The sequence below is a fragment of the Brevibacterium yomogidense genome (assembly GCF_016107685.1).
GTDB classification, from domain to species: Bacteria; Actinomycetota; Actinomycetes; order Actinomycetales; family Brevibacteriaceae; genus Brevibacterium; species Brevibacterium yomogidense.
In genome coordinates this window covers 825,464-843,886 of record NZ_JABASY010000002.1, presented here as the reverse complement: position 1 = coordinate 843,886, position 18,423 = coordinate 825,464, and the positions used below count along the sequence as shown (strand labels likewise).

17 protein-coding genes are annotated in these 18,423 nt (G+C 69.4%); all 17 read left to right on the top strand.

The annotated features are described in order from the left end of the window. The first annotated feature begins 59 nt into the window (after positions 1 to 59). The 17 genes from mraZ to JFC09_RS08070 all read left to right on the top strand — a co-directional run bounded on the left by mraZ (position 60) and on the right by JFC09_RS08070 (position 18,345). Positions 60 to 491 (top strand): division/cell wall cluster transcriptional repressor MraZ, encoded by a 432-nt coding sequence (gene mraZ / locus JFC09_RS08150; protein WP_198393459.1) that lies wholly within the window; start codon positions 60 to 62, stop codon positions 489 to 491. 196 nt (positions 492 to 687) lie between these two features. Then, positions 688 to 1,659, top strand: coding sequence for a 16S rRNA (cytosine(1402)-N(4))-methyltransferase RsmH (gene rsmH / locus JFC09_RS08145; RefSeq protein WP_198393458.1), 972 nt, complete (start codon positions 688 to 690; stop codon positions 1,657 to 1,659). Then, a complete protein-coding gene (locus JFC09_RS08140) occupies positions 1,656 to 2,240 on the top strand; it encodes a hypothetical protein (protein WP_198393457.1) in 585 nt (194 codons plus the stop codon). Before rsmH ends, JFC09_RS08140 begins: the two co-directional genes overlap by 4 nt. 35 nt (positions 2,241 to 2,275) lie before the next feature. Beyond that, positions 2,276 to 4,048: a peptidoglycan D,D-transpeptidase FtsI family protein gene (locus JFC09_RS08135; RefSeq protein WP_198393456.1), complete on the top strand. Its 1,773-nt coding sequence runs from the start codon at positions 2,276 to 2,278 to the stop codon at positions 4,046 to 4,048. Continuing rightward, positions 4,045 to 5,577 (top strand): UDP-N-acetylmuramoyl-L-alanyl-D-glutamate--2,6-diaminopimelate ligase, encoded by a 1,533-nt coding sequence (locus JFC09_RS08130; protein WP_198393455.1) that lies wholly within the window; start codon positions 4,045 to 4,047, stop codon positions 5,575 to 5,577. The genes JFC09_RS08135 and JFC09_RS08130 overlap by 4 nt, the downstream gene beginning before the upstream one ends. A 1-nt stretch (position 5,578) precedes the next feature. Then, a complete protein-coding gene (locus JFC09_RS08125; RefSeq protein WP_198393454.1) occupies positions 5,579 to 7,042 on the top strand; it encodes a UDP-N-acetylmuramoyl-tripeptide--D-alanyl-D-alanine ligase in 1,464 nt (487 codons plus the stop codon). Further along, on the top strand, positions 7,039 to 8,127 hold the full coding sequence (mraY, locus tag JFC09_RS08120) for a phospho-N-acetylmuramoyl-pentapeptide-transferase (RefSeq protein ID WP_198393453.1): 1,089 nt from the start codon (positions 7,039 to 7,041) through the stop codon (positions 8,125 to 8,127). The genes JFC09_RS08125 and mraY overlap by 4 nt, the downstream gene beginning before the upstream one ends. A gap of 73 nt (positions 8,128 to 8,200) precedes the next feature. Next, positions 8,201 to 9,676: a UDP-N-acetylmuramoyl-L-alanine--D-glutamate ligase gene (gene murD, locus JFC09_RS08115; protein ID WP_232483362.1), complete on the top strand. Its 1,476-nt coding sequence runs from the start codon at positions 8,201 to 8,203 to the stop codon at positions 9,674 to 9,676. A 5-nt stretch (positions 9,677 to 9,681) separates the two neighbouring features. Next, entirely contained in the window at positions 9,682 to 10,971 is a 1,290-nt protein-coding gene (locus JFC09_RS08110) for an FtsW/RodA/SpoVE family cell cycle protein (protein WP_332839700.1), read from the top strand. Continuing rightward, entirely contained in the window at positions 10,968 to 12,146 is a 1,179-nt protein-coding gene (locus JFC09_RS08105; RefSeq protein WP_198393450.1) for a UDP-N-acetylglucosamine--N-acetylmuramyl-(pentapeptide) pyrophosphoryl-undecaprenol N-acetylglucosamine transferase, read from the top strand. Before JFC09_RS08110 ends, JFC09_RS08105 begins: the two co-directional genes overlap by 4 nt. Then, positions 12,143 to 13,579, top strand: a complete 1,437-nt coding sequence (gene murC, locus JFC09_RS08100) for a UDP-N-acetylmuramate--L-alanine ligase (protein ID WP_198393449.1) — start codon at positions 12,143 to 12,145, stop codon at positions 13,577 to 13,579. The genes JFC09_RS08105 and murC overlap by 4 nt, the downstream gene beginning before the upstream one ends. Further along, positions 13,576 to 14,301 (top strand): cell division protein FtsQ/DivIB, encoded by a 726-nt coding sequence (locus tag JFC09_RS08095; protein WP_198393448.1) that lies wholly within the window; start codon positions 13,576 to 13,578, stop codon positions 14,299 to 14,301. The genes murC and JFC09_RS08095 overlap by 4 nt, the downstream gene beginning before the upstream one ends. A 114-nt stretch (positions 14,302 to 14,415) precedes the next feature. Continuing rightward, complete coding sequence (ftsZ, locus tag JFC09_RS08090; RefSeq protein WP_198393447.1) at positions 14,416 to 15,594, top strand: cell division protein FtsZ; 1,179 nt, start codon at positions 14,416 to 14,418, stop codon at positions 15,592 to 15,594. 54 nt (positions 15,595 to 15,648) lie between these two features. Further along, positions 15,649 to 16,434, top strand: coding sequence for a peptidoglycan editing factor PgeF (gene pgeF, locus JFC09_RS08085; RefSeq protein WP_232483233.1), 786 nt, complete (start codon positions 15,649 to 15,651; stop codon positions 16,432 to 16,434). Positions 16,435 to 16,514: 80 nt separating this feature from the next. Beyond that, complete coding sequence (locus tag JFC09_RS08080) at positions 16,515 to 17,033, top strand: cell division protein SepF (RefSeq protein ID WP_198393446.1); 519 nt, start codon at positions 16,515 to 16,517, stop codon at positions 17,031 to 17,033. Between the two features lie 132 nt (positions 17,034 to 17,165). Beyond that, a complete protein-coding gene (locus JFC09_RS08075; protein ID WP_198393445.1) occupies positions 17,166 to 17,468 on the top strand; it encodes a YggT family protein in 303 nt (100 codons plus the stop codon). 118 nt (positions 17,469 to 17,586) lie between these two features. Beyond that, on the top strand, positions 17,587 to 18,345 hold the full coding sequence (locus JFC09_RS08070; RefSeq protein ID WP_198393444.1) for a DivIVA domain-containing protein: 759 nt from the start codon (positions 17,587 to 17,589) through the stop codon (positions 18,343 to 18,345). The last annotated feature ends 78 nt before the right edge of the window (positions 18,346 to 18,423 follow it).

Sequence of the window (18,423 nt, the reverse complement as noted above, 5' to 3'; positions counted from 1 at the left end):
GAGTGGAGTACAGTGGGAGCCATCGGAGCCCCCAGGGGATCCGAAGGGGGTGAGGCACCGTGTTCCTCGGGACGCACACACAGCGACTTGACGACAAAGGACGCCTCATCCTTCCCGCGAAGTTCCGTGAGGAGCTGGCGAACGGCCTGGTGCTGACCCGCGGTCAGGAGCGCTGTCTGACGGTGTTCTCCACCAGGGAGTTCGAGAGCGTCCACGAGCAGATGCGGGCGGCGCCCATGACGAGCAAGGACGCAAGGGATTACTTGCGCGTGTTCCTCTCGGGGGCGTCCGCGGAGCAGCCCGACAAGCAGAGTCGGATCACTGTCCCGCAGGCGCTGCGGCAGTACGCAGGGCTGGACCGCGACGTCGCCGTCATCGGCATGGGAAACCGTGCGGAGATCTGGGACGCCCCCACATGGGAGCAGTACCTGGCGGAGACGGAGCAGGACTTCGCGGATCGCTCGGACGAAGTGATCCCCGGAGTCATCTGACAACTCGAGCGCTGGATCGAGATCCTCGCCCGCCTGTGGTTTCGGGGCACTTCCCCGGTTCCGAAGCCTGCAGGTCCTGACGCACTTCCCCGGCGGCAGGGCGCAGGCGGGCGGGGTTCTGGACCCAGCGCATCAGACGGACGGCGCGCACTGCGTCGACCGACCGAACCGACCGGCCCTGCAGGAGGCGCGCGACATGGAGCGATTCGCCCACACCCCCGTCCTGCTGGAGCGCTGCGTCGAACTCGTGGGCGTAGGCGTGGCCGCCGCCCGTGACGCCGGCATCGCCCCCTTCGTCGTCGACGGGACGCTGGGCATGGGAGGGCATGCGGAGGGCCTCCTCGCAGCCTTCCCCGACGTCCGCGTCATCGGGCTGGATCGTGATGCCGAAGCGCTCGTGCGTGCCCGGGAGCGGCTGGAGGCCTACGGCGACCGCCTCATCCCCGTACAGGCGGTCGATGACGAACTGGAGTCCGTCCTCGACGACCTCGGGGTGCACCGGATCAGCTCGCTGCTGCTGGACCTGGGGGTGTCGTCCCTGCAGCTCGACGAGGACGATCGGGGGTTCTCCTACTCGCGTCCGGCACCCCTCGACATGCGGATGGACCAGAGCCGCGGCATGACGGCAGCGGACGTGCTCAACACGTATTCGGAGACGGATCTCGTCCGTGTCATCCGGGACTACGGGGAGGAGCGGCAGGCGCGTCGCATCGCCCGCGCCGTCGTGGCGGACCGTGAGAAGCGGCCGTGGGAGACGTCCGATCAGCTCGCGGGACTCCTCGAACGGGTCGTCGGCGACGGTCCCGCGAAGCGGAAGCGCTCGCACCCCGCCAAGCGCACCTTCCAGGCGCTGCGCATCGAGGTGAATCGCGAACTGGACTCGCTGTCCACAGCGCTTCCGGCGGCTCTCCGCCGTCTCCACATCGGGGGGACCGCAGTGATCGAGTCCTACCAGTCCCTCGAGGACGTCATCGTGAAGCGGATCTTCGCGGCCGGGACCCAGGACCAGGCGCCTCCGGACCTGCCGATCGTCCCCGACAGCCTCAAGGCCTGGCTCGTCCCGCTCACTCGCGGAGCGGAGAAGGCGGACGACGAAGAGATCGAGCGCAACCCGCGGTCCGCGAGCGTGCGGCTGCGCGCAGTGCAGAAGATCGGAGAGGCCCGATGAGCGTTCCCCTTCGCACCAGCGGCGCACGACCTGCTGTCGCGACCCCTGCCAGTCCGCGCCGGGCCTCTCCGGCGGCGCTCCCACAGCGCTCCGCACGGAGGCTGCGCCTGGTTCTCCCCGAGCCCGCGCGACCCACGCTCCCGACCGCCGTCTGGGTCGTCCTCATCATCCTCGGAGGGGTCGTCCTCATCCTCGTGGCGAACATCCTCGTGTCTCACTCGACGTTCCGCGTGCAGGAGCTCACGGAGCAGCAGGCGGCTCTCCAGGACGAGCGAGATCGACTCGTCGAGGACATCGCGTATCGGGAGAGCCCGCAGAACATCGCCTCCTACGCGGAGGAGAACGATATGACGCGTGACACGTCTCCCGCGTACATCGACCTCACGACAGGCGAGATCACGCGCCCCGAAGGGGACACTCAGGCGGATCCCGCCCCGGAGTCCCCTGTGAGGATCCCGGGACCGCGTGCCGATGCGAGGGATGACGTCCGCCCCAACCTACGCTCGTCCGAGCGGCTGCCCGTCGTGGGCGGCGACGCCGGTGAGTTCACCGCCCCCGCCCAGAAGGCGCCCACAGGATGACCGGAGACTGACCACGAACGACTGGAGGACACGCGATGGGACACGCGTCACGGCGCTTCACGCGATGGCGGCTGGCCCCGCCCGGACGCATCCGCCTCATCGCCGTCGCGTTCTCCGCTGTCCTCGCCGTCGTGCTGTGGAATCTCGTCGCGATCCAGGGTGTCGATCAGCAGCAGGCCGCGGCGAAAGCGCTGGAGGGCCGCCTCGTCACCGTGCCGCTGCCCGCGCATCGCGGATCCATCCAGGCTGCGGACGGGACGCTGCTCGCGGACAACGCCGCCCGCTTCCGGCTCGTGGTCGATCAGCAGAACGTGTCCGGCTACACGGACGACGACGGTGAGCTGCTCGGGTCCTGGGGTGCCGCGCAGGACCTCGCACGAGTCCTCGACACGGAACCGGGCCTGCTCCATCCGAAATTGGACGGCGACCGACGGTGGAACGTCGTCGCGACCGGACTGACCAGTGAGGTGCGCGACGAGGTCGACGCGCTCGACATCCCCGGCATCACGTTCGAGGAATACGCGATCCGGTCGTATCCGTCCGGTGCCGTGGGCGGCAACCTCGTGGGCTTCGTCGGCTCCGACGGGGAACCCCTCGCCGGGTTGGAATACCGCTATGACGAACTCCTCGCCGGTGAGGACGGGCAGCAGCAGTACGAGCGCGGTCTGCGGGGGGAGCGGATCCCGCTGGGCGACACGAGCCTCACCCCTGCCGTCGACGGCACGGGGGTCCGCCTCACGGTCGACCCGACGATCCAGCACTATCTGCAGGAGGCAGCGGCACGTGCGGCGGAGGAGCACGAGGCGGAGTGGGCTTCCATCGTCATGACCGAGGTGGACACGGGCAAGGTGCTCGCGGCGGCGGAAGCGCCGACCGTCGACCCGAACTCCCCCGGTTCCGTCGACGCGGAGGACCGGGGAGCCCGCGTCTTCACCGCGGCGTTCGAGCCGGGATCCACGGCCAAGATGATCACGGTCGCGGGGCTTCTGGAGGAGGGCCTGCACACGCCGACGGACGAATTCACGGTGCCCGACGAATGGACCGCGCCGAACGACGAGGAGTTCCGCGACTCGTCCGCGCACCCGGACCAGAAGCTCACACTCGCCGGGATCCTGGCGGAGTCGTCGAACACCGGGACGATCCTCGCGGGGGACCGGCTGACCTCCGACCAGCGGTACGAGTACTTCACGCGCTTCGGCTTCGCGGAGCCGACGGCGGTGGGCTTCCCCGGGGAGTCGGCGGGAGTCGTCCATCCCGCGGAGGAATGGGACGGTCGGACGAAGTACACGGTGATGTTCGGCCAGGGCATGACGGCGACCGCCGTGCAGACGACCGCGGCGTTCGCGGCGATCGCGAACGGGGGAGTGCTCCCCGAGACGCAGCTGGTCGACGGCACGGTCGACGCCTCCGGCCGCTACACCCCGGCCGAGGTCGGGACCGGCACCCGCGTCGTGTCCGAGGACACAGCCGATCAGGTCCTCGACATGCTGGAGCACGTGGTCGTCGACGGGACGGCCGGGAACGCGGCGATCCCGGGCTACAGGGTGGCCGGGAAGACAGGCACCGCGCAGGCGCCGGCGGCTGAGGGCGGCGGCTACGATGGCTACACCGCGTCCTTCGTGGGGGTCGCTCCCGTCGATGATCCTCGCATCGCCGTGTCCGTCACCCTGCAGCGTCCCCGCAAGGGGTACTACGGTGGTCAGTCCGCGGCACCCGTGTTCTCCGACGTCACCGGGTTCGCACTCCGGCACCTGCGCGTGCCTCTGTCGACGGGCGAACCCTCCGACATCCCGATGGAATGGAAATGATGCGACTCTCCGATCTGCGCCTGCCGCCCACCGCCCGGATCATCGGGGAGGCGGACCGTGCCGTGTCCGGCGTCTCCCAGGACTCCCGCAGTGCGACGGCGGGCGATCTCTGGGCGGCACTGCCCGGCGCGCGCGTGCACGGGGCGACTTTCGCGCCGGACGTCCTGGGGCGCGGCGTCGGCGCGGTCCTGACGGACGACGAGGGCCTCCGGATCATCCGTGCGTCCGTCGACGACCTCGACCGGGTGTCGATCGTCGTGGTGGGGGCGCCTCGGGCCGTCCTGGGCGGCATCTCGGCACAGGTCTTCGGCACGGACCCGGAGGCTCCGCGCCTCTTCGGGCTCACGGGCACGAACGGGAAGACGACGACCGCATTCATCCTGGACGCGCTCCTCGTGCGGCTGGGGCACACGACAGGACTGATCGGGACGATCGCGACCTCGATCGCGGGAGTGCGCGAAGTGAGTGAGCGCACCACTCCGGAAGCGCCGGACCTGCACCGGCTCTTCGCGCGCATGCGGTCCCGGGGCGTCGACGTCTGCTCCATGGAGGTGTCGTCCCACGCGCTCACGCAGCACCGAGCCGACGGTGCCGTGTTCTCCGTCTCCGGGTTCACCAACCTCAGCCAGGACCACCTCGACTTCCACCCCACCATGGAGGACTACTTCGCGGCCAAGGCGAAGCTCTTCACCCCGGAGCACTCGTGCTCCGGCGTGATCGTCGTCGAGGACGAGTGGGGAGCGCGGATGAGCCGTGACGCGACGATCCCGGTGCGCACGCTGTCGTCCGACCCGGACCTCGGGCCGGACTACCTGCTCACACGCGATGACGACCCCGAGCGCTTCGCCCTCGTGCTGCCGGGCGGGGGCACTGTGCATGCACGGTCGCCGCTCCCGGGTGACTTCAATCGCACGAACACCGCGCTGGCACTTGCGATGCTCCACCGCGCGGGTGAGCCCGTTGGCCGTCTGGAAGCGGCGTGCGCCGATCTCGAGGTGGTGGTCCCGGGCCGGATGGAGCGCGTCCACGACACGGCACCACTGGCCGTCGTCGACTACTCGCACACCCCCGACGCACTCGACAAGGTGCTCGGCGGACTCGACGGGACGGGGTCTCCGCTCGTCGTCGTCGTGGGTGCCGGCGGCGACCGCGATCCCTCGAAGCGCCATGCGATGGGGGCCGCGGCGGCCCAGCGCGCGGATGTGGTGATCATCACGGATGACAACCCCCGGTCGGAGGACCCCGCGGCCATCAGGTCCGCGGTCCTGGAGGGTGCCCGTGACGCCATCGCGCAGGGCACCGCCCGCGTCACCGCCGAAGACCTCCGTGAGCTGTCGTCCCGCGGTGAGGCCATCATCGCGGCAGTAGATCTCGCAGGTGCGGACGGCACTGTCCTCGTCGCGGGGAAGGGCCACGAGACCGGTCAGGAGATCGGGGGGAGGAAGCTCCCGTTCGACGACCGGGAACGGACACGCGAAGCCATCGCCTCACGAACGGCGCACATCGCAGCCGGTAGAGTTCAGGATTGATATGAAGCCATTCTCAGCACAGGATCTGGCCGATGCGACGAGCGGAGAGCTCTACGGCATCGCGCCGGACACACAGCTTTCCGCGGGAGTCGTGACCGACTCCCGCGAAGTCGCTGCAGGCGACGTCTACATCGCCCGCCGGGGCGACCATCGCGACGGGCTCGACTTCGCCCCCGCGGCGATCGACGCCGGCGCAGCGCTCATCGTCGCAGAGGCGGTGCCGTCCGTCGATGGCGAGCGTCTGCCCACGCTCGTCGTGCAGGACGCGACGGAGGCCCTGGGCCGGCTCGCCCGGCTCAACGTCGAGTCCCTGCGGACATCCGGTGACCTCACCGTCGTCGCGGTCACCGGCTCCGCCGGCAAGACCACCGCGAAGGACCTCATGGGAGACCTGCTGTCCGCGGCGGGCGACACGATCTGGCCGCCCAAGTCGTACAACAACGAGGTGGGCGTGCCGCTCACCGCGCTGCGCGCAGACGAATCGACGCGGTTCCTCGTGCTGGAGATGGGTGCCCGGTCGATCGGGAACCTCACCTACCTCACGTCCCTCGTCACGCCGGACATCGCCGTCGAACTCATGGTCGGCACCGCTCATTCCGGTGTGTTCGGCTCGATCGAGAACACGGCCCGGGCGAAGGCCGAACTCGTCGAGTCCCTGCGTCCCGGTGGCACCGCGGTCCTCAACGCGGACGACCCGCACGTGAGGGCGATGGCCGACGTGCTCGCCGACGGTGTCGACGTCCTCTGGTTCTCGGCGTCCGGCCGGACGCACGTCGAAGGGTCCGAAGCGCCCGTCGTGGCCGCGACGGACGTGCTGACCGGGGCGACTGGACGACCGTCCTTCACCCTGTCGATCCCCGGCGGGGACGCGGTCCCCGTGGAGCTCGCCCTGCTGGGCGAGCACCACGTCGCGAACGCGCTGGCGGCCGCCGCCGTCGCGCACCGCTGCGGGTTGTCGGAGCGGGCGATCGTCACGACGCTGCGCACCTCGGGTGCGGCGAGCCGCTGGCGGATGGAGCTCATCGACTCGCCGTCGGGCGTCACGGTGCTCAACGACGCGTACAACGCGAACCCCGACTCGATGCGCTCCGCGCTGAAGACCCTCGCCGCCATGGGGCGGGGGGATGCGGAGAACCCGTCGCGGCGCACCGTGGCGGTCATCGGTGAGATGCTCGAACTGGGCGACGACTCCCGGCAGGCGCACGCCGACGTCGGAGAACTGGTGGTCCGCCTCAACATCGACCGGACGATCGTCGTGGGAGACGGGGCCCGGCCCGCGTTCCAGGCTGCGGAGCTCGAAGGCTCCTGGGGGAACGAGGCCGTGTGGGTGCCGACCATCGCCGACGCGCGCGACCTGCTGCGGAACGAACTGCAGCCCGGCGACCTCGTGCTCTTCAAGTCCTCGAACGACGCGGGCCTGCGATACCTGGGCGATGAGATCGCAGGGGTGACGGTCACACCATGATCGCTGTCATCCTCGCAGCAGTCCTCGCGCTCGTGCTGGCGCTCGTCGGAACGCCGGCCTTCATCGGTGTCCTCGTCAAACGGGGCTACGGTCAGTTCATCCGCGACGACGGACCCAAATCGCACGCGACGAAGCGGGGCACCCCGACGATGGGCGGCGTCGTCATCATCGGTGCGTCCGTCCTCGCCTACTTCCTCGGGCACCTCTTCACCGGCTCGGCCCCCACCGTCTCCGGTCTGCTCGTCCTCTGGCTCGCGGTCGGCATGGGCACGGTCGGGTTCCTCGACGACTACATCAAGGTGTCGAAGCAGCGCAGCCTAGGGCTGCGTCCGCTGGGCAAGATCCTCGGTCAGGGCTTCGTGGGCGTGTCGTTCGCGGTCATGGCACTCGTCTTCCCGAACCGGCACGGCATCACGCCCGGCTCCACGGCGATCTCGTTCGTGCGCGACCTCCCGATCGACCTCGCCTTCGCCGGCGCCGCGGTGGGCTTCGTCCTCTTCATCCTGTGGGCGAACCTCATCGTCACCGCAGTGTCGAACGCGGTGAATCTCACCGACGGCCTGGACGGCCTCGCGTCGGGTGCGGCCGTCGTCGTGTTCGCCGGCTACATCGTCATCAATCTGTGGCAGTCCACGCAGAACTGTGCACTGCAGACCACCGCGACGGCCGGCTGCTACGAGATCCGCGACCCGAGGGACCTCGCGATGGTGGGGGCGGCGATGGCCGCGGCCTGCCTGGGCTTCCTGTGGTGGAACACGTCGCCCGCGAAGATCTTCATGGGCGACACGGGGTCCCTCGCGATCGGCGGAGCACTGGCGGGGATCGCGATCCTGTCGCGCACGGAGATCCTCCTCGTCGTCATGGGCGGCCTCTTCGTCCTCATCACCCTGTCCGTCATCATCCAGGTCGCGTCGTTCAAGACGACGGGGAAGCGGGTGTTCCGGATGGCCCCGCTCCAGCACCACTTCGAGCTCAAGGGCTGGGCAGAGGTCACGATCGTGGTCCGCTTCTGGATCATCGCGGTCCTGTTCGTGATCGGCGGGGTCGCGCTCTTCTACGCCGAATGGCTGTCGCACCTTGGTTGAGCACGCGCACGCCTACCCCGACGCGGACCGCATCCCGGCCGCGCTCGCGGGCCCGGACTCGTCGCTTTCGGGGATGCGGGTCCTCGTGGCCGGCCTGGGAGTGAGCGGATTCCCGGTCGCCGCGCACCTGGCAGAGCGTGAAGCGCAGGTGACGGTCGTCGACGGGAATACGACGCGAGACGAATCGGAGCGCATCCGCATCCTCGAGGTGTTCGACGTCGATGTCCGCCGTGGCCCCGAACATGTGTCCGCCCTGCCGCAGCCCGCGGGCGGCGGTGCGTTCGACCTCGTGGTCACCTCACCCGGCTGGCGTCCCGATTCCCCCGTGATCGCGGGTGCCCGTGCTGCGGGCATACCCGTCATCGGGGAGGTCGAGCTCGCGTGGCGGGTGCGCGGTGCGAACGACGCGCCGTGGCTGGTCGTCACCGGTACGAACGGGAAGACCACGACGACGACGATGCTCGCCTCGATGCTGGATGCCGCAGGTCTGCGGACGCGGGCGTGCGGGAACATCGGCGATCCGCTGCTCGAAGCGGTGCTCGACCCCGATCTGGACGTGCTCGCGATCGAGTTGTCGAGCTTCCAGCTCCACTGGCAGTTCTCCATGGGGGCACACGCCGCGGTCGTCCTCAACATCGCCGACGACCACCTGGACTGGCACGGCGGCGCGCACGCGTACCGTGCCGACAAGGGGCGCGCCTACGAGAACGTGGCGCGTGCCTGCGTCTACAACGTCGACGATCCCGCGACCCGGTCGCTCGTCGAAGACGCGGACGTGGTGGAGGGCGCCCGCGCGATCGGCTTCACCCTCGGTATCCCGGGCCCCGGAGAAGTGGGTGTCGTCGAGGACGTCCTCGTCGACCGTGCCTACATCCCGCAGCGCTACTCGTCCGCGGCGGAACTGGGCGGGCTCGAGGACGTCGCCCACGCGGTGGGCATGGACGCCCCCGGCCCGCATCACATCGCGGACGCACTGGCCGCCGCAGCGCTGGCCCGCTCCGTCGACGTCCCGACCGGAGCGGTCAGGGACGGTCTGCGCCGTCACGCCCCCGGTGAGCACCGGTCGCGACTCGTGGCGGAAGCGGAGGAGGTCCGCTGGATCGACGATTCGAAGGCGACGAACCCGCACGCTGCCGCCGCCGCTCTTGCCGCGTGCGACCCCGTCGTGTGGATCGCCGGCGGTCTTCTCAAGGGCGCCGACGTCGACGAGCTGGTCGCGCAGGCGGTGCCCCGGCTCCGCGCGGTCGTCCTCATCGGGGAGGACCGTTCCGCTCTGCGTGCCGCACTGGAGGAGCACGCCCCCGACACCCCCGTCGCCGAGGTGGTCGTCGACTCGTCGGCGGACGGAGCCGATCCGCGCCGCGGCGAGGACGTCGCTGCCCGTGCGGTGGAGCTCGCCGGTTCCTTCGCGCAACCGGGCGACACCGTTCTGCTGGCACCCGCCGCCGCGAGCATGGACCAGTTCCGCGACTATCGGACGCGCGGTGAGATGTTCGGTGCGGCTGTGCGCTCCCGCCTCGGCGGGACCGCCCCCGCGACCGGCGGATGAGCAGGGTGGCGGCCGTGCAGGAGCGGACGACGCCAGAGGGAGCCGTCGGGTCCGCGGCGCAGTCCGCTGATCGCCCGGGACCGACCGCCGGTCTCCGGCGGGTCCTCGGACTCCCCGCGACCAGCTGGGCGATAGTGCTGGCGAGTGTCCTCGCCCTCACCGGATTCGGGCTCATCATGGTGCTGTCCGCCTCGTCGATCACCGCCTACGCCGGGGGCGAGGGGAACTCGTTCGGGATCTTCGCACGACAGGCCGCGTTCGCCGCAGCAGGCCTCGTCGCCATGCTCGCCCTGTCGCGTGTGGGCCCGCGCTGGTGGCTCCCACTGGCATGGATCGCCTTCGCTGCCGCACTGGTGCTCCAAGCGCTCACGCTCACACCGCTGGGGGTGGAGGTCAACGGCTCCCGGAGCTGGGTCGCCGTCGCCGGGTCGATGCGGGTGCAGCCGGCAGAGTTCCTCAAGGTCGCCTTCGCCCTGTGGCTCGGAGCGGTGCTCGGACGCGACGACGTGCGGTTGCGCGTCCGGCAGACCTGGGGCACCGCCGTCGGGGGCCTCTTCGCAGCAGGCGGCCTCATCATGGCCGGTCACGATCTGGGGACCGCCATCATCGTCTTCCTGCTCTTCATGGGTGCGCTGTTCGTCTCCGAGCTGCCGGTACTCGTGTCCGTCAGCACCGCCGCGGCCGGCCTGGGAGCCGTCTTCCTGTTCGTCGTGTCGAGCCCCAATCGCCTCACCCGCATCGCCGCTTCGATCAGTGGCCAGGAGAACGCGTCCCAGGAGGACCTCCTGGGTGCCCACTGGCAGTCCGCGCACGGCGAATACGCGCTGGCGTCCGGCGGTCTGCTCGGTGTGGGTCTGGGCGCCAGTCGGGAGAAGTGGTCGTGGCTCCCGGAGGCGCACAACGATTTCATCTTCGCGATCATCGGCGAGGAGCTGGGCCTTGTCGGCACGCTGCTGGTCGTCGGCCTCTTCGCCGTGCTGGGGTGGGGGCTGCTCCGCGTGAGCCTCCGCACCCGCGACGGCCTCATGCGCGTGACGGCGATGGCCGTGTTCATGTGGGTCATCGGTCAGGCGGTGGTGAACGTCGCCGTCGTCGTGAAGCTGCTGCCCGTCATCGGCGTGCCGCTGCCGTACGTGTCGTACGGTGGTTCCGCACTGGTCGCGAATCTCATGGCGGCGGGGATCGTGCTCGCGTTCGCGCGGCAGGAGCCCGGTGCCGCGGAAGCGCTGACTCTGCGTCGGAGCCGCCCTCGTCCGCTCTCCATCCTTGCCCGTCGATCAGGAGGTCGCTCATGACCCTGTCCGTTCTGCTCGCCGGCGGCGGCACCGCCGGTCACGTGTCGCCGCTGCTCGCGATCGCCGACGACATCCGGTTCCAGGACCCTGATGCGCGCATCGTGGTGCTCGGAACGTCCGAGGGGCTCGAGACCCGGCTCGTGCCGGAGGCGGGATTCGAACTCGCCACGATCCCGAAAGTGCCGATGCCCCGACGCGTCAGCGGGGACGTGCTCCGCTTCCCAGGACGCTTCCGCGGCGCCGTGCGCTCGGTCGTCGATCTGCTGCGCGAGCGGGAGGTCGACGTGGTGCTGGGAGTGGGCGGCTACGTGTCGACACCCGCGTACCTCGCGGCTCGCAGGACGGGCACCCCCATCGTGGTGCACGAGGCGAACGCCCGTCCCGGGATGGCGAACAGGGTGGGAGCCCGCCTCACCCGGCCGGACCTCGTCGGATATGCGTTCCCCGGCACACCCCTCAAGGGACACCACGTGGGCATGCCGATGCGGACCCAGATCGAAGCGGTCGACTACGACGAGGACGCCCAGCGGGCGGAAGCGCGTCGCAGCCTGGGACTCGACGACGACCTCCCGACCCTCGTCGTCACCGGGGGTTCGCTGGGTGCGCAGTCGATCAACGAGGCGATGGCGGAGACCATGACTGCGACCGCGCAGTCCGGCGTGCAGGTCCTGCACATCACCGGAGCGGGCAAGGGCGAGGAGCTGAGGGAGGCCGCCGCCGACAACCCGCGCTACCACGTGAGGGACTACGTCGACGGGATGGAGAGCGCCTACCTGGCAGCGGACCTCGTCGTCTGCCGGTCCGGTGCGGGGACGGTCGCGGAGATCTCCGTCGTGTGGGTGCCGTCGGTGTTCGTCCCCCTGCCGATCGGCAACGGGGAGCAGCGGCTCAACGCTGCGGCCCACGTCGCCGCGGGAGCTGCGCTCATGATCGACAACGCGGACTTCACACCGGCCTGCCTCGAGGAGACGATCCTGCCGCTCGTGGGCGACCCGGACCGGCTCGCGGGAATGCGCGAAGCCGCCCGCCGGGAGGGCTTCCCCGGCACCGCGGCACGGACGATGACGCGAATGGTATACGACGCGGCGGGGATGATGCACCCCGGGCGGGAATACGGTCCGGAGCGCTGGACGAAGCACGAGCGGTTCTATCGGACAGGTGAGGAAAGAGCATGACGGAAGCTGCAGCGGGAATCGTCCCGGCGGCCGCGCTGGGGCGCGTCCACTTCATCGGCATCGGCGGTGCGGGCATGTCCGGCATCGCACGTGTGATGCTGGCGCGGGGGATCAGCGTGTCCGGCAGCGACGCCCGCGACTCCGACGTGGTCACCGGGTTGCGGGCCCTGGGGGCGCAGGTGACGATCGGTCACAGCGGTGAGGCCGTGGACGACGTCGACACCGTCGTCGTCTCCTCCGCGATCCGTGAGGACAACGCGGAACTCGCACGGGCCCGCAGCCGGGGCCTGCGCATCATCCACCGGTCCGCGGCGCTGGGCTCGCTCATGACGGACCGCAGGACCGTCGCAGTCGCCGGTACTCACGGGAAGACCACGACGACATCGATGACGACGGTCGCGCTGCAGGCCTGCGCGGCGGATCCGTCGTTCGTGATCGGGGGAGTCCTCACGGCCACGGGCGCCAACGCACACGAAGGCACCGGAGACGTGTTCGTTGCGGAGGCCGACGAATCGGACGGATCGTTCCTCCTCTATGAGCCGACGGTGGGCATCGTCACCAACGTCGAGGCCGATCACCTCGACCACTACGGCACGGCGGACGCCGTGACGGAGGCCTTCCACGCGTTCGCGCAGCGCACCGCCCAGTCCGGTGGCACGCTCGTGGCCTGTCTGGACGACGACGGTGCGGCGGCGATCGCGACCGCGGCCGCGTCTCGTGGTGACGACGTGATCGGGTACGGGGTGGGGCCCTTCGAGGACGCCTCGATCGGCGGGGCGGGGATGCGCCTCGCACTGATCGTCCCGGATGGTGTCCAGGGCCAGGAGCAGAGCTTCACGATCGCGTTCGAGGACATGTCCGTCCTGGTGACGCTCAACCAGCCGGGACGCTACAACGCCCTCAACGCGACTGCTGCGGTGTGCACTGCGCTGGCACTGGGATACGATCCGCGCGACGCGGCGCACGGACTCTCCGGCTTCCACGGCACCCGCCGTCGCTTCGAGTTCCGCGGACAGGGATCCGGGGTCCGAGTCTTCGACGACTACGCTCACCATCCCACGGAGATCACCGCACTGCTCACTGCGGCGAAGGACGTCGTCGACCCGGGCGGGCGCGTCCATGTCGTCTTCCAGCCGCACCTGTTCTCCCGGACCCAGAGCTTCCGCCGCGAGTTCGGCACGGCGCTGGGCATCGCGGACGACGTGGTGGTCCTGGACGTCTTCCCGGCGCGCGAGGACCCCGTCCCCGGGGTGACGGGCGCGATCGTGGCCGACGAAGTGCCCCACGACAGCGTGGCCTTCCTCCCCGCCTTCACCCAGGTGGTGCCGCACCTGCTCGAACGGGTGAGGCCGGGGGACATCGTGCTCACCGTGGGAGCGGGCGACGTCACCGTCCTGGGCCCGGAGATCGTCGAGGCGCTCGGCGGAGCATGAGCACGTCGATCGATCTCGGCGAGCTGCGTCGGAGCCGTCGGCGCTCCACCCTCGTGCGGTGGGGCGTCGCCGCAGTGTCCGTGTGCGTCCTGGTCGGCCTGGCCGCCACTGCTTGGTTCTCACCGCTGCTGGCGGTCGATTCGGTCACCGTCGAAGGCGGGGAGATCGTCGACGCGGATGCGGTGCGCGCAGACGTGGAATCACGGACCGCCGGCGTTCCCCTGCCCCAGGTGCGGACACACAGCCTCTCCCAGGACCTCCAGGAGGAGCACACGGCGGCGGCCTCCATCGACGTGTCGTACGCGGGCCCCCGGAGCCTCCGGGTGACCGTGGTCGACAGACAGCCGGTGATCGCCGTTGTCTCCGGGGCCGAGGCCGTGCGCTACGATGCGGACGGAGTCCGGATCGACGCGGTCCCTGCAGCGGGCCTCGCTCTTCCGGTGCTCACCGTCGCCGACGGTGCGGACGCTGCATCCGCTGCCCGCGACGGCGCAGCGCTGCTCACCGACATCGACGGAGTGCTCGACGCCGAGGTCGACGAGCTGACCGTCGAACCGACCGGGACCTTCGTGCTCCGCGTCCACACCGACGACGGACCCACGGAGATCGTCTTCGGAGCGGTGGACGACGCGGAGCGCAAGGGGCGGGTCGCCGCAGCGCTCCTGGGGGAGGGACACGAGCGGATAGACGTGTCCGTCCCGGACGTCCCGACGGCCGGCTGAGCGAAACCCACAGCCGACACTCCGGGTCGAGTCGTTGCACTCTGAGGACAGGGGCAATAGCGTCGACCACAGATTGCACTACGCCCACTCCCCAGGGTTGAAAGAGGAACCGACGTGGCTGAATTCCAGAGCGCAGGAGCAGACATCAAGGTCGCCGGCTGCGGCGGCGGCGGTGTCAATGCCGTCCAGCGGATGATCGACGTGGGTCTGCGCGGCGTTGAATTCATCGCCATCAACACCGACGCACAGGCACTCCTGCTGTCAGAAGCCGATCTCAAGCTGGAGATCGGACGTGAACTCACCCGTGGTCTGGGTGCGGGCGCGGATCCCGAAGTCGGCCGCAAGGCCGCAGAAGACTCCGAAGACGCGATCCGTGAAGCACTCGACGGTGCGGACATGGTGTTCGTCACCGCCGGTGAAGGCGGAGGCACGGGCACGGGCGCAGCCCCGGTCGTCGCGCGCATCGCGCGCTCGATCGGCGCTCTGACGATCGGTATCGTCACGCGCCCCTTCACGTTCGAGGGGCGTCGCCGGTCGGCACAGGCGGAGGCCGGGATCCGGACACTGCGCGAAGAGGTCGACACCCTCATCGTCATCCCGAATGATCGACTGCTGTCGATCTCCGACCGCAATGTGTCGCTGCTGGAGGCTTTCAACTCAGCAGACGAAGTCCTCCGCTCGGGCGTCCAGGGCATCACCGACGTCATCGCGGTGCCCGGCATCATCAACCTCGACTTCGCGGACGTGAAGTCCGTCATGCAGAACGCAGGCACCGCCCTTATGGGCATCGGTGCGGCCACCGGCGACGACCGAGCTGTCCAGGCAGCGGAAGCCGCGATCGCGTCGCCCCTGCTCGAAGCGAGCATCGAGGGCGCCCACGGCGTGCTGTTCTACGTGCAGGGCGGGTCCGACCTCGGCATCTTCGAGGTGAACGAGGCGGCGCGACTCGTGCAGGAAGCGGCTCACCCGGAGGCGAATATCATCTTCGGCGCCGTCATCGACGACAATCTGGGCGACGAATGCCGGATCACGGTCATCGCGGCCGGGTTCGACGCACCGGCTTCCGAATCCCAGGAAGCACGTCCGATCGGCCGCACTGACGACGCGCGGTCCGCTGCACCTGAAGCGGGCTTCACCGAGCAGTCAGCGGAACCGCGGACGGTCCAGGGCGAGGAGCTGCCTCCGCTGCGTCCGGCCCCGGAGCGCTCGCAGGATCTTCCGCAGTCGCTGCCGGACGAGGCCCCGTCCCGGTTCGACAACTCCGATCTGGACATCCCCGACTTCCTCAAGTGATCGCACCCGCGGGACGCCCCCGTCAGGTCGACTCCGAGCCCCGAGGGAGGCGCGTTGCTGCTTCATCGCATGAACCTCACCGGCACCGCCGGTCACGTGCATATGGCGTTCACGGACCGGCACGGCGGGTACGGGGTCGGTGACTACGGCTCCTTCAACCTCGCCCTCCATGTGGGCGACGACTCGTCTGCGGTCGCCGCGAACCGGTCTCTGCTGAGTCAGGCGCTGGGCCTGGAACGCGTGTCGTTCGTCCAACAGGTGCACGGCACCGCGGTCCACGTCGTGACGACCGAATCGCTCGCACAGCTCTCTCCCGGGGGTGGGCGGCCGCCCTCGTACGTCGAGGCGGATGCACAGGTCACGTCGTGCCGGGACGTGGGTCTCGCGATTCTCGTCGCGGACTGCACTCCCGTGCTCCTGGCCGCGCCCGAGGAGGGGATCGTCGCGGCGGTGCATGCCGGGCGCCGCGGGATGCTCGACGGAGTCGTGCCCGCGACACTGAGGAAGATGCGTGAGCACGGAGCAACGGAAGTCGTCGCGGCGATCGGTCCGTCGATCGGTCCCCGACGCTACGAGGTGCCGGCGGCGATGCGGGACGAGGTGGCGGCTGTGGAGCCGGTGACCGCGTCCGTCACGAGGACCGGCTCTCCCGCTCTCGACGTCGCGGCAGGTGTGGCGGAGCAGCTCGTCCGTGAGGGCGTCTCGATCGCGCACTGGTCGGACACGTGCACCTCCGAATCGCCGGACCTCTTCTCCTACCGGCGGGACGGCACTACCGGTCGATTCGCGGGGATCGTCTGGTTGACCACGCGCTCAGAGGCGACACGCCCGTCTGCCTGACGCCTGCGCGGTGTCGCCTCCGGTAGTTTCGACTGCAGGGGATCACAGGGCTCCGCGCGAGCACAGCCGAAGGAGACGATATGTCCGCAATGCGCAAGGTCGCCAGCTACCTCGGCTTCGTCGAGGACGAGGACGATCCGCGCCTCCACGAAGGCGCGGCACGCGACGCACAGGAAGACCACGAGGCAGGCCATGGAATGGACCTGCTCGACGACGAATACGACGAGGTGGGCGGATTCGTGGAAGAGCCACCGGCAGCGACGGTCTCGCCGATCCGCACATCGGTGCGGCCGATCGAATCCGTCTCAGCGGATTCGCTGCACACGATCCGCACGATCCACCCGCGCAGCTACAACGACGCGAAGGCCATCGGCCAGGCGTTCCGCGACGGCGTTCCGGTGATCATGGATCTGTCCGCGATGGACGAGGCGAACTCGAAGCGGCTCGTCGACTTCTCCGCGGGTCTGATCTTCGGGCTCCACGGATCGATCGAGAAGGTCACGGGGAATGTGTTCCTTCTCACCCCGGAGCGCATCACCGTGACGACGGAGACCGACGAGCGGGGCGACGAGCAGGCGAGCTTCTTCAACCAGAGCTGAGCCGCACGTCCGAAGCGCGGCCGATGAAAGATCTCCCAGGATGGCGGATTACACTCTGTAGTCCGCCGTCCGGTCATTTCCGGACGTGCAGCGGAGTCCGCTGCGCCCCATACGACGATTGAAAGTGACACTGTGCTCAGCACCATTCTCTCCCTCGCCGGGACCCTGCTGAACCTCTACGTGTTCGTCCTGCTCGCCCGCGTCGTCATCGACCTCATCCAGGTCTTCGCGCGCGATTGGCGCCCGACGGGGTTCCTGCTGGTCGTGTGCGAACTGGTCTTCACGCTGACGGACCCCCCAGTGCACTTCGTCCGGCGCTTCATCCCGCCACTCCGGCTGGGTGGGGTCGCACTGGATCTGGGCTTCATCATCGTGTTCATCGGAGTCCAGTTCATCGCGAGCTGGCTGTACTATCTCGCCGCTGTGGTCGCCTGAGTCCGCTGCAGCGAGTATCCACCCGCAAGACACAAGCCATAATGATGCGGTATCGTGACATTTAGCTCGGCTGTCCGCAGCTGAAGTGCCACATTGTTGTCGAGAAGAGGTTGGCCTCATGGCGCTTACGCCAGAAGACGTAGTGAACAAGCGGTTCCAGCACGTGAAGTTCCGTGATGGGTATGACCAGGACGAGGTGGACGACTTCCTTGACGAGGTCGTTGTCGAACTGCGTCGCCTCTATCAGGAGAACGACGAGCTGAAGCAGAAGCTCTCGGCTGCGGAGTCCCGTGTCGCGGAGCTCGAAGCCGGTGCTCCCGCCGCTCCGGCGGCCACAGAGGATCCCCAGGCGACGCAGGCGATCCCCGCCGCTGTTCCCACCGAGGATTCCTCAGCACCGGCATGGGGCGAGGCTCCGGCAGCACCCGAAGCTCCTGCCACGCCGCTCGTGGCGCCGCAGGAGTCGACCAGTGAGCCTGCCGCGGCGAGCCCCGTGGCACCGGCGGTGCCCGCACAGGCACCCAGCAGCTCTGTAGGCGGCACGGATTCGCACGGGCTCATCGCACTCGCGCAGCGTGTGCACGACGAGCACGTGGCGGAGGGTGAGCGCAAGCGCGACGAACTCATCGCGGAAGCGGAATCCCGCGCGACGAGCATCGTCGGCGAAGCGGAGAAGAAGCGCGATGCGACCCTCACCAACCTGGAGACGCAGAAGTCCGAACTGCAGCGCGAGATCGACACGCTGCAGAACTTCGAGCGCCAGTACCGGACACGCCTCAAGAGCTACCTCACGGATCAGCTGCGCGACCTGGAGAACTCCGGTTCCCTCGCGCCTGAGACGCTGAGCGGAGACAACGCAGCGCGTCGCACGATCTGATCATCGCGGAGGAGCTGTTCCTCCCACCCGTGTGACGGGGTCCCGGCCGCAGTTGGCCGGGACCCCTGCTCATTCACA

What these genes read in the sequence shown, in the direction of transcription:
- JFC09_RS08070 (WP_198393444.1), top strand. Translation starts at nt 17,587, where the DNA reads ATGGCGCTTACGCCAGAAGACGTAGTGAACAAGCGGTTCCAGCACGTG.
- murD (WP_232483362.1), top strand. Translation starts at nt 8,201, where the DNA reads ATGCGGGTCCTCGTGGCCGGCCTGGGAGTGAGCGGATTCCCGGTCGCC.
- JFC09_RS08080 (WP_198393446.1), top strand. Translation starts at nt 16,515, where the DNA reads ATGTCCGCAATGCGCAAGGTCGCCAGCTACCTCGGCTTCGTCGAGGAC.
- JFC09_RS08140 (WP_198393457.1), top strand. Translation starts at nt 1,656, where the DNA reads ATGAGCGTTCCCCTTCGCACCAGCGGCGCACGACCTGCTGTCGCGACC.
- JFC09_RS08105 (WP_198393450.1), top strand. Translation starts at nt 10,968, where the DNA reads ATGACCCTGTCCGTTCTGCTCGCCGGCGGCGGCACCGCCGGTCACGTG.
- JFC09_RS08095 (WP_198393448.1), top strand. Translation starts at nt 13,576, where the DNA reads ATGAGCACGTCGATCGATCTCGGCGAGCTGCGTCGGAGCCGTCGGCGC.
- mraY (WP_198393453.1), top strand. Translation starts at nt 7,039, where the DNA reads ATGATCGCTGTCATCCTCGCAGCAGTCCTCGCGCTCGTGCTGGCGCTC.
- JFC09_RS08130 (WP_198393455.1), top strand. Translation starts at nt 4,045, where the DNA reads ATGATGCGACTCTCCGATCTGCGCCTGCCGCCCACCGCCCGGATCATC.
- rsmH (WP_198393458.1), top strand. Translation starts at nt 688, where the DNA reads ATGGAGCGATTCGCCCACACCCCCGTCCTGCTGGAGCGCTGCGTCGAA.
- murC (WP_198393449.1), top strand. Translation starts at nt 12,143, where the DNA reads ATGACGGAAGCTGCAGCGGGAATCGTCCCGGCGGCCGCGCTGGGGCGC.
- JFC09_RS08125 (WP_198393454.1), top strand. Translation starts at nt 5,579, where the DNA reads ATGAAGCCATTCTCAGCACAGGATCTGGCCGATGCGACGAGCGGAGAG.
- JFC09_RS08135 (WP_198393456.1), top strand. Translation starts at nt 2,276, where the DNA reads ATGGGACACGCGTCACGGCGCTTCACGCGATGGCGGCTGGCCCCGCCC.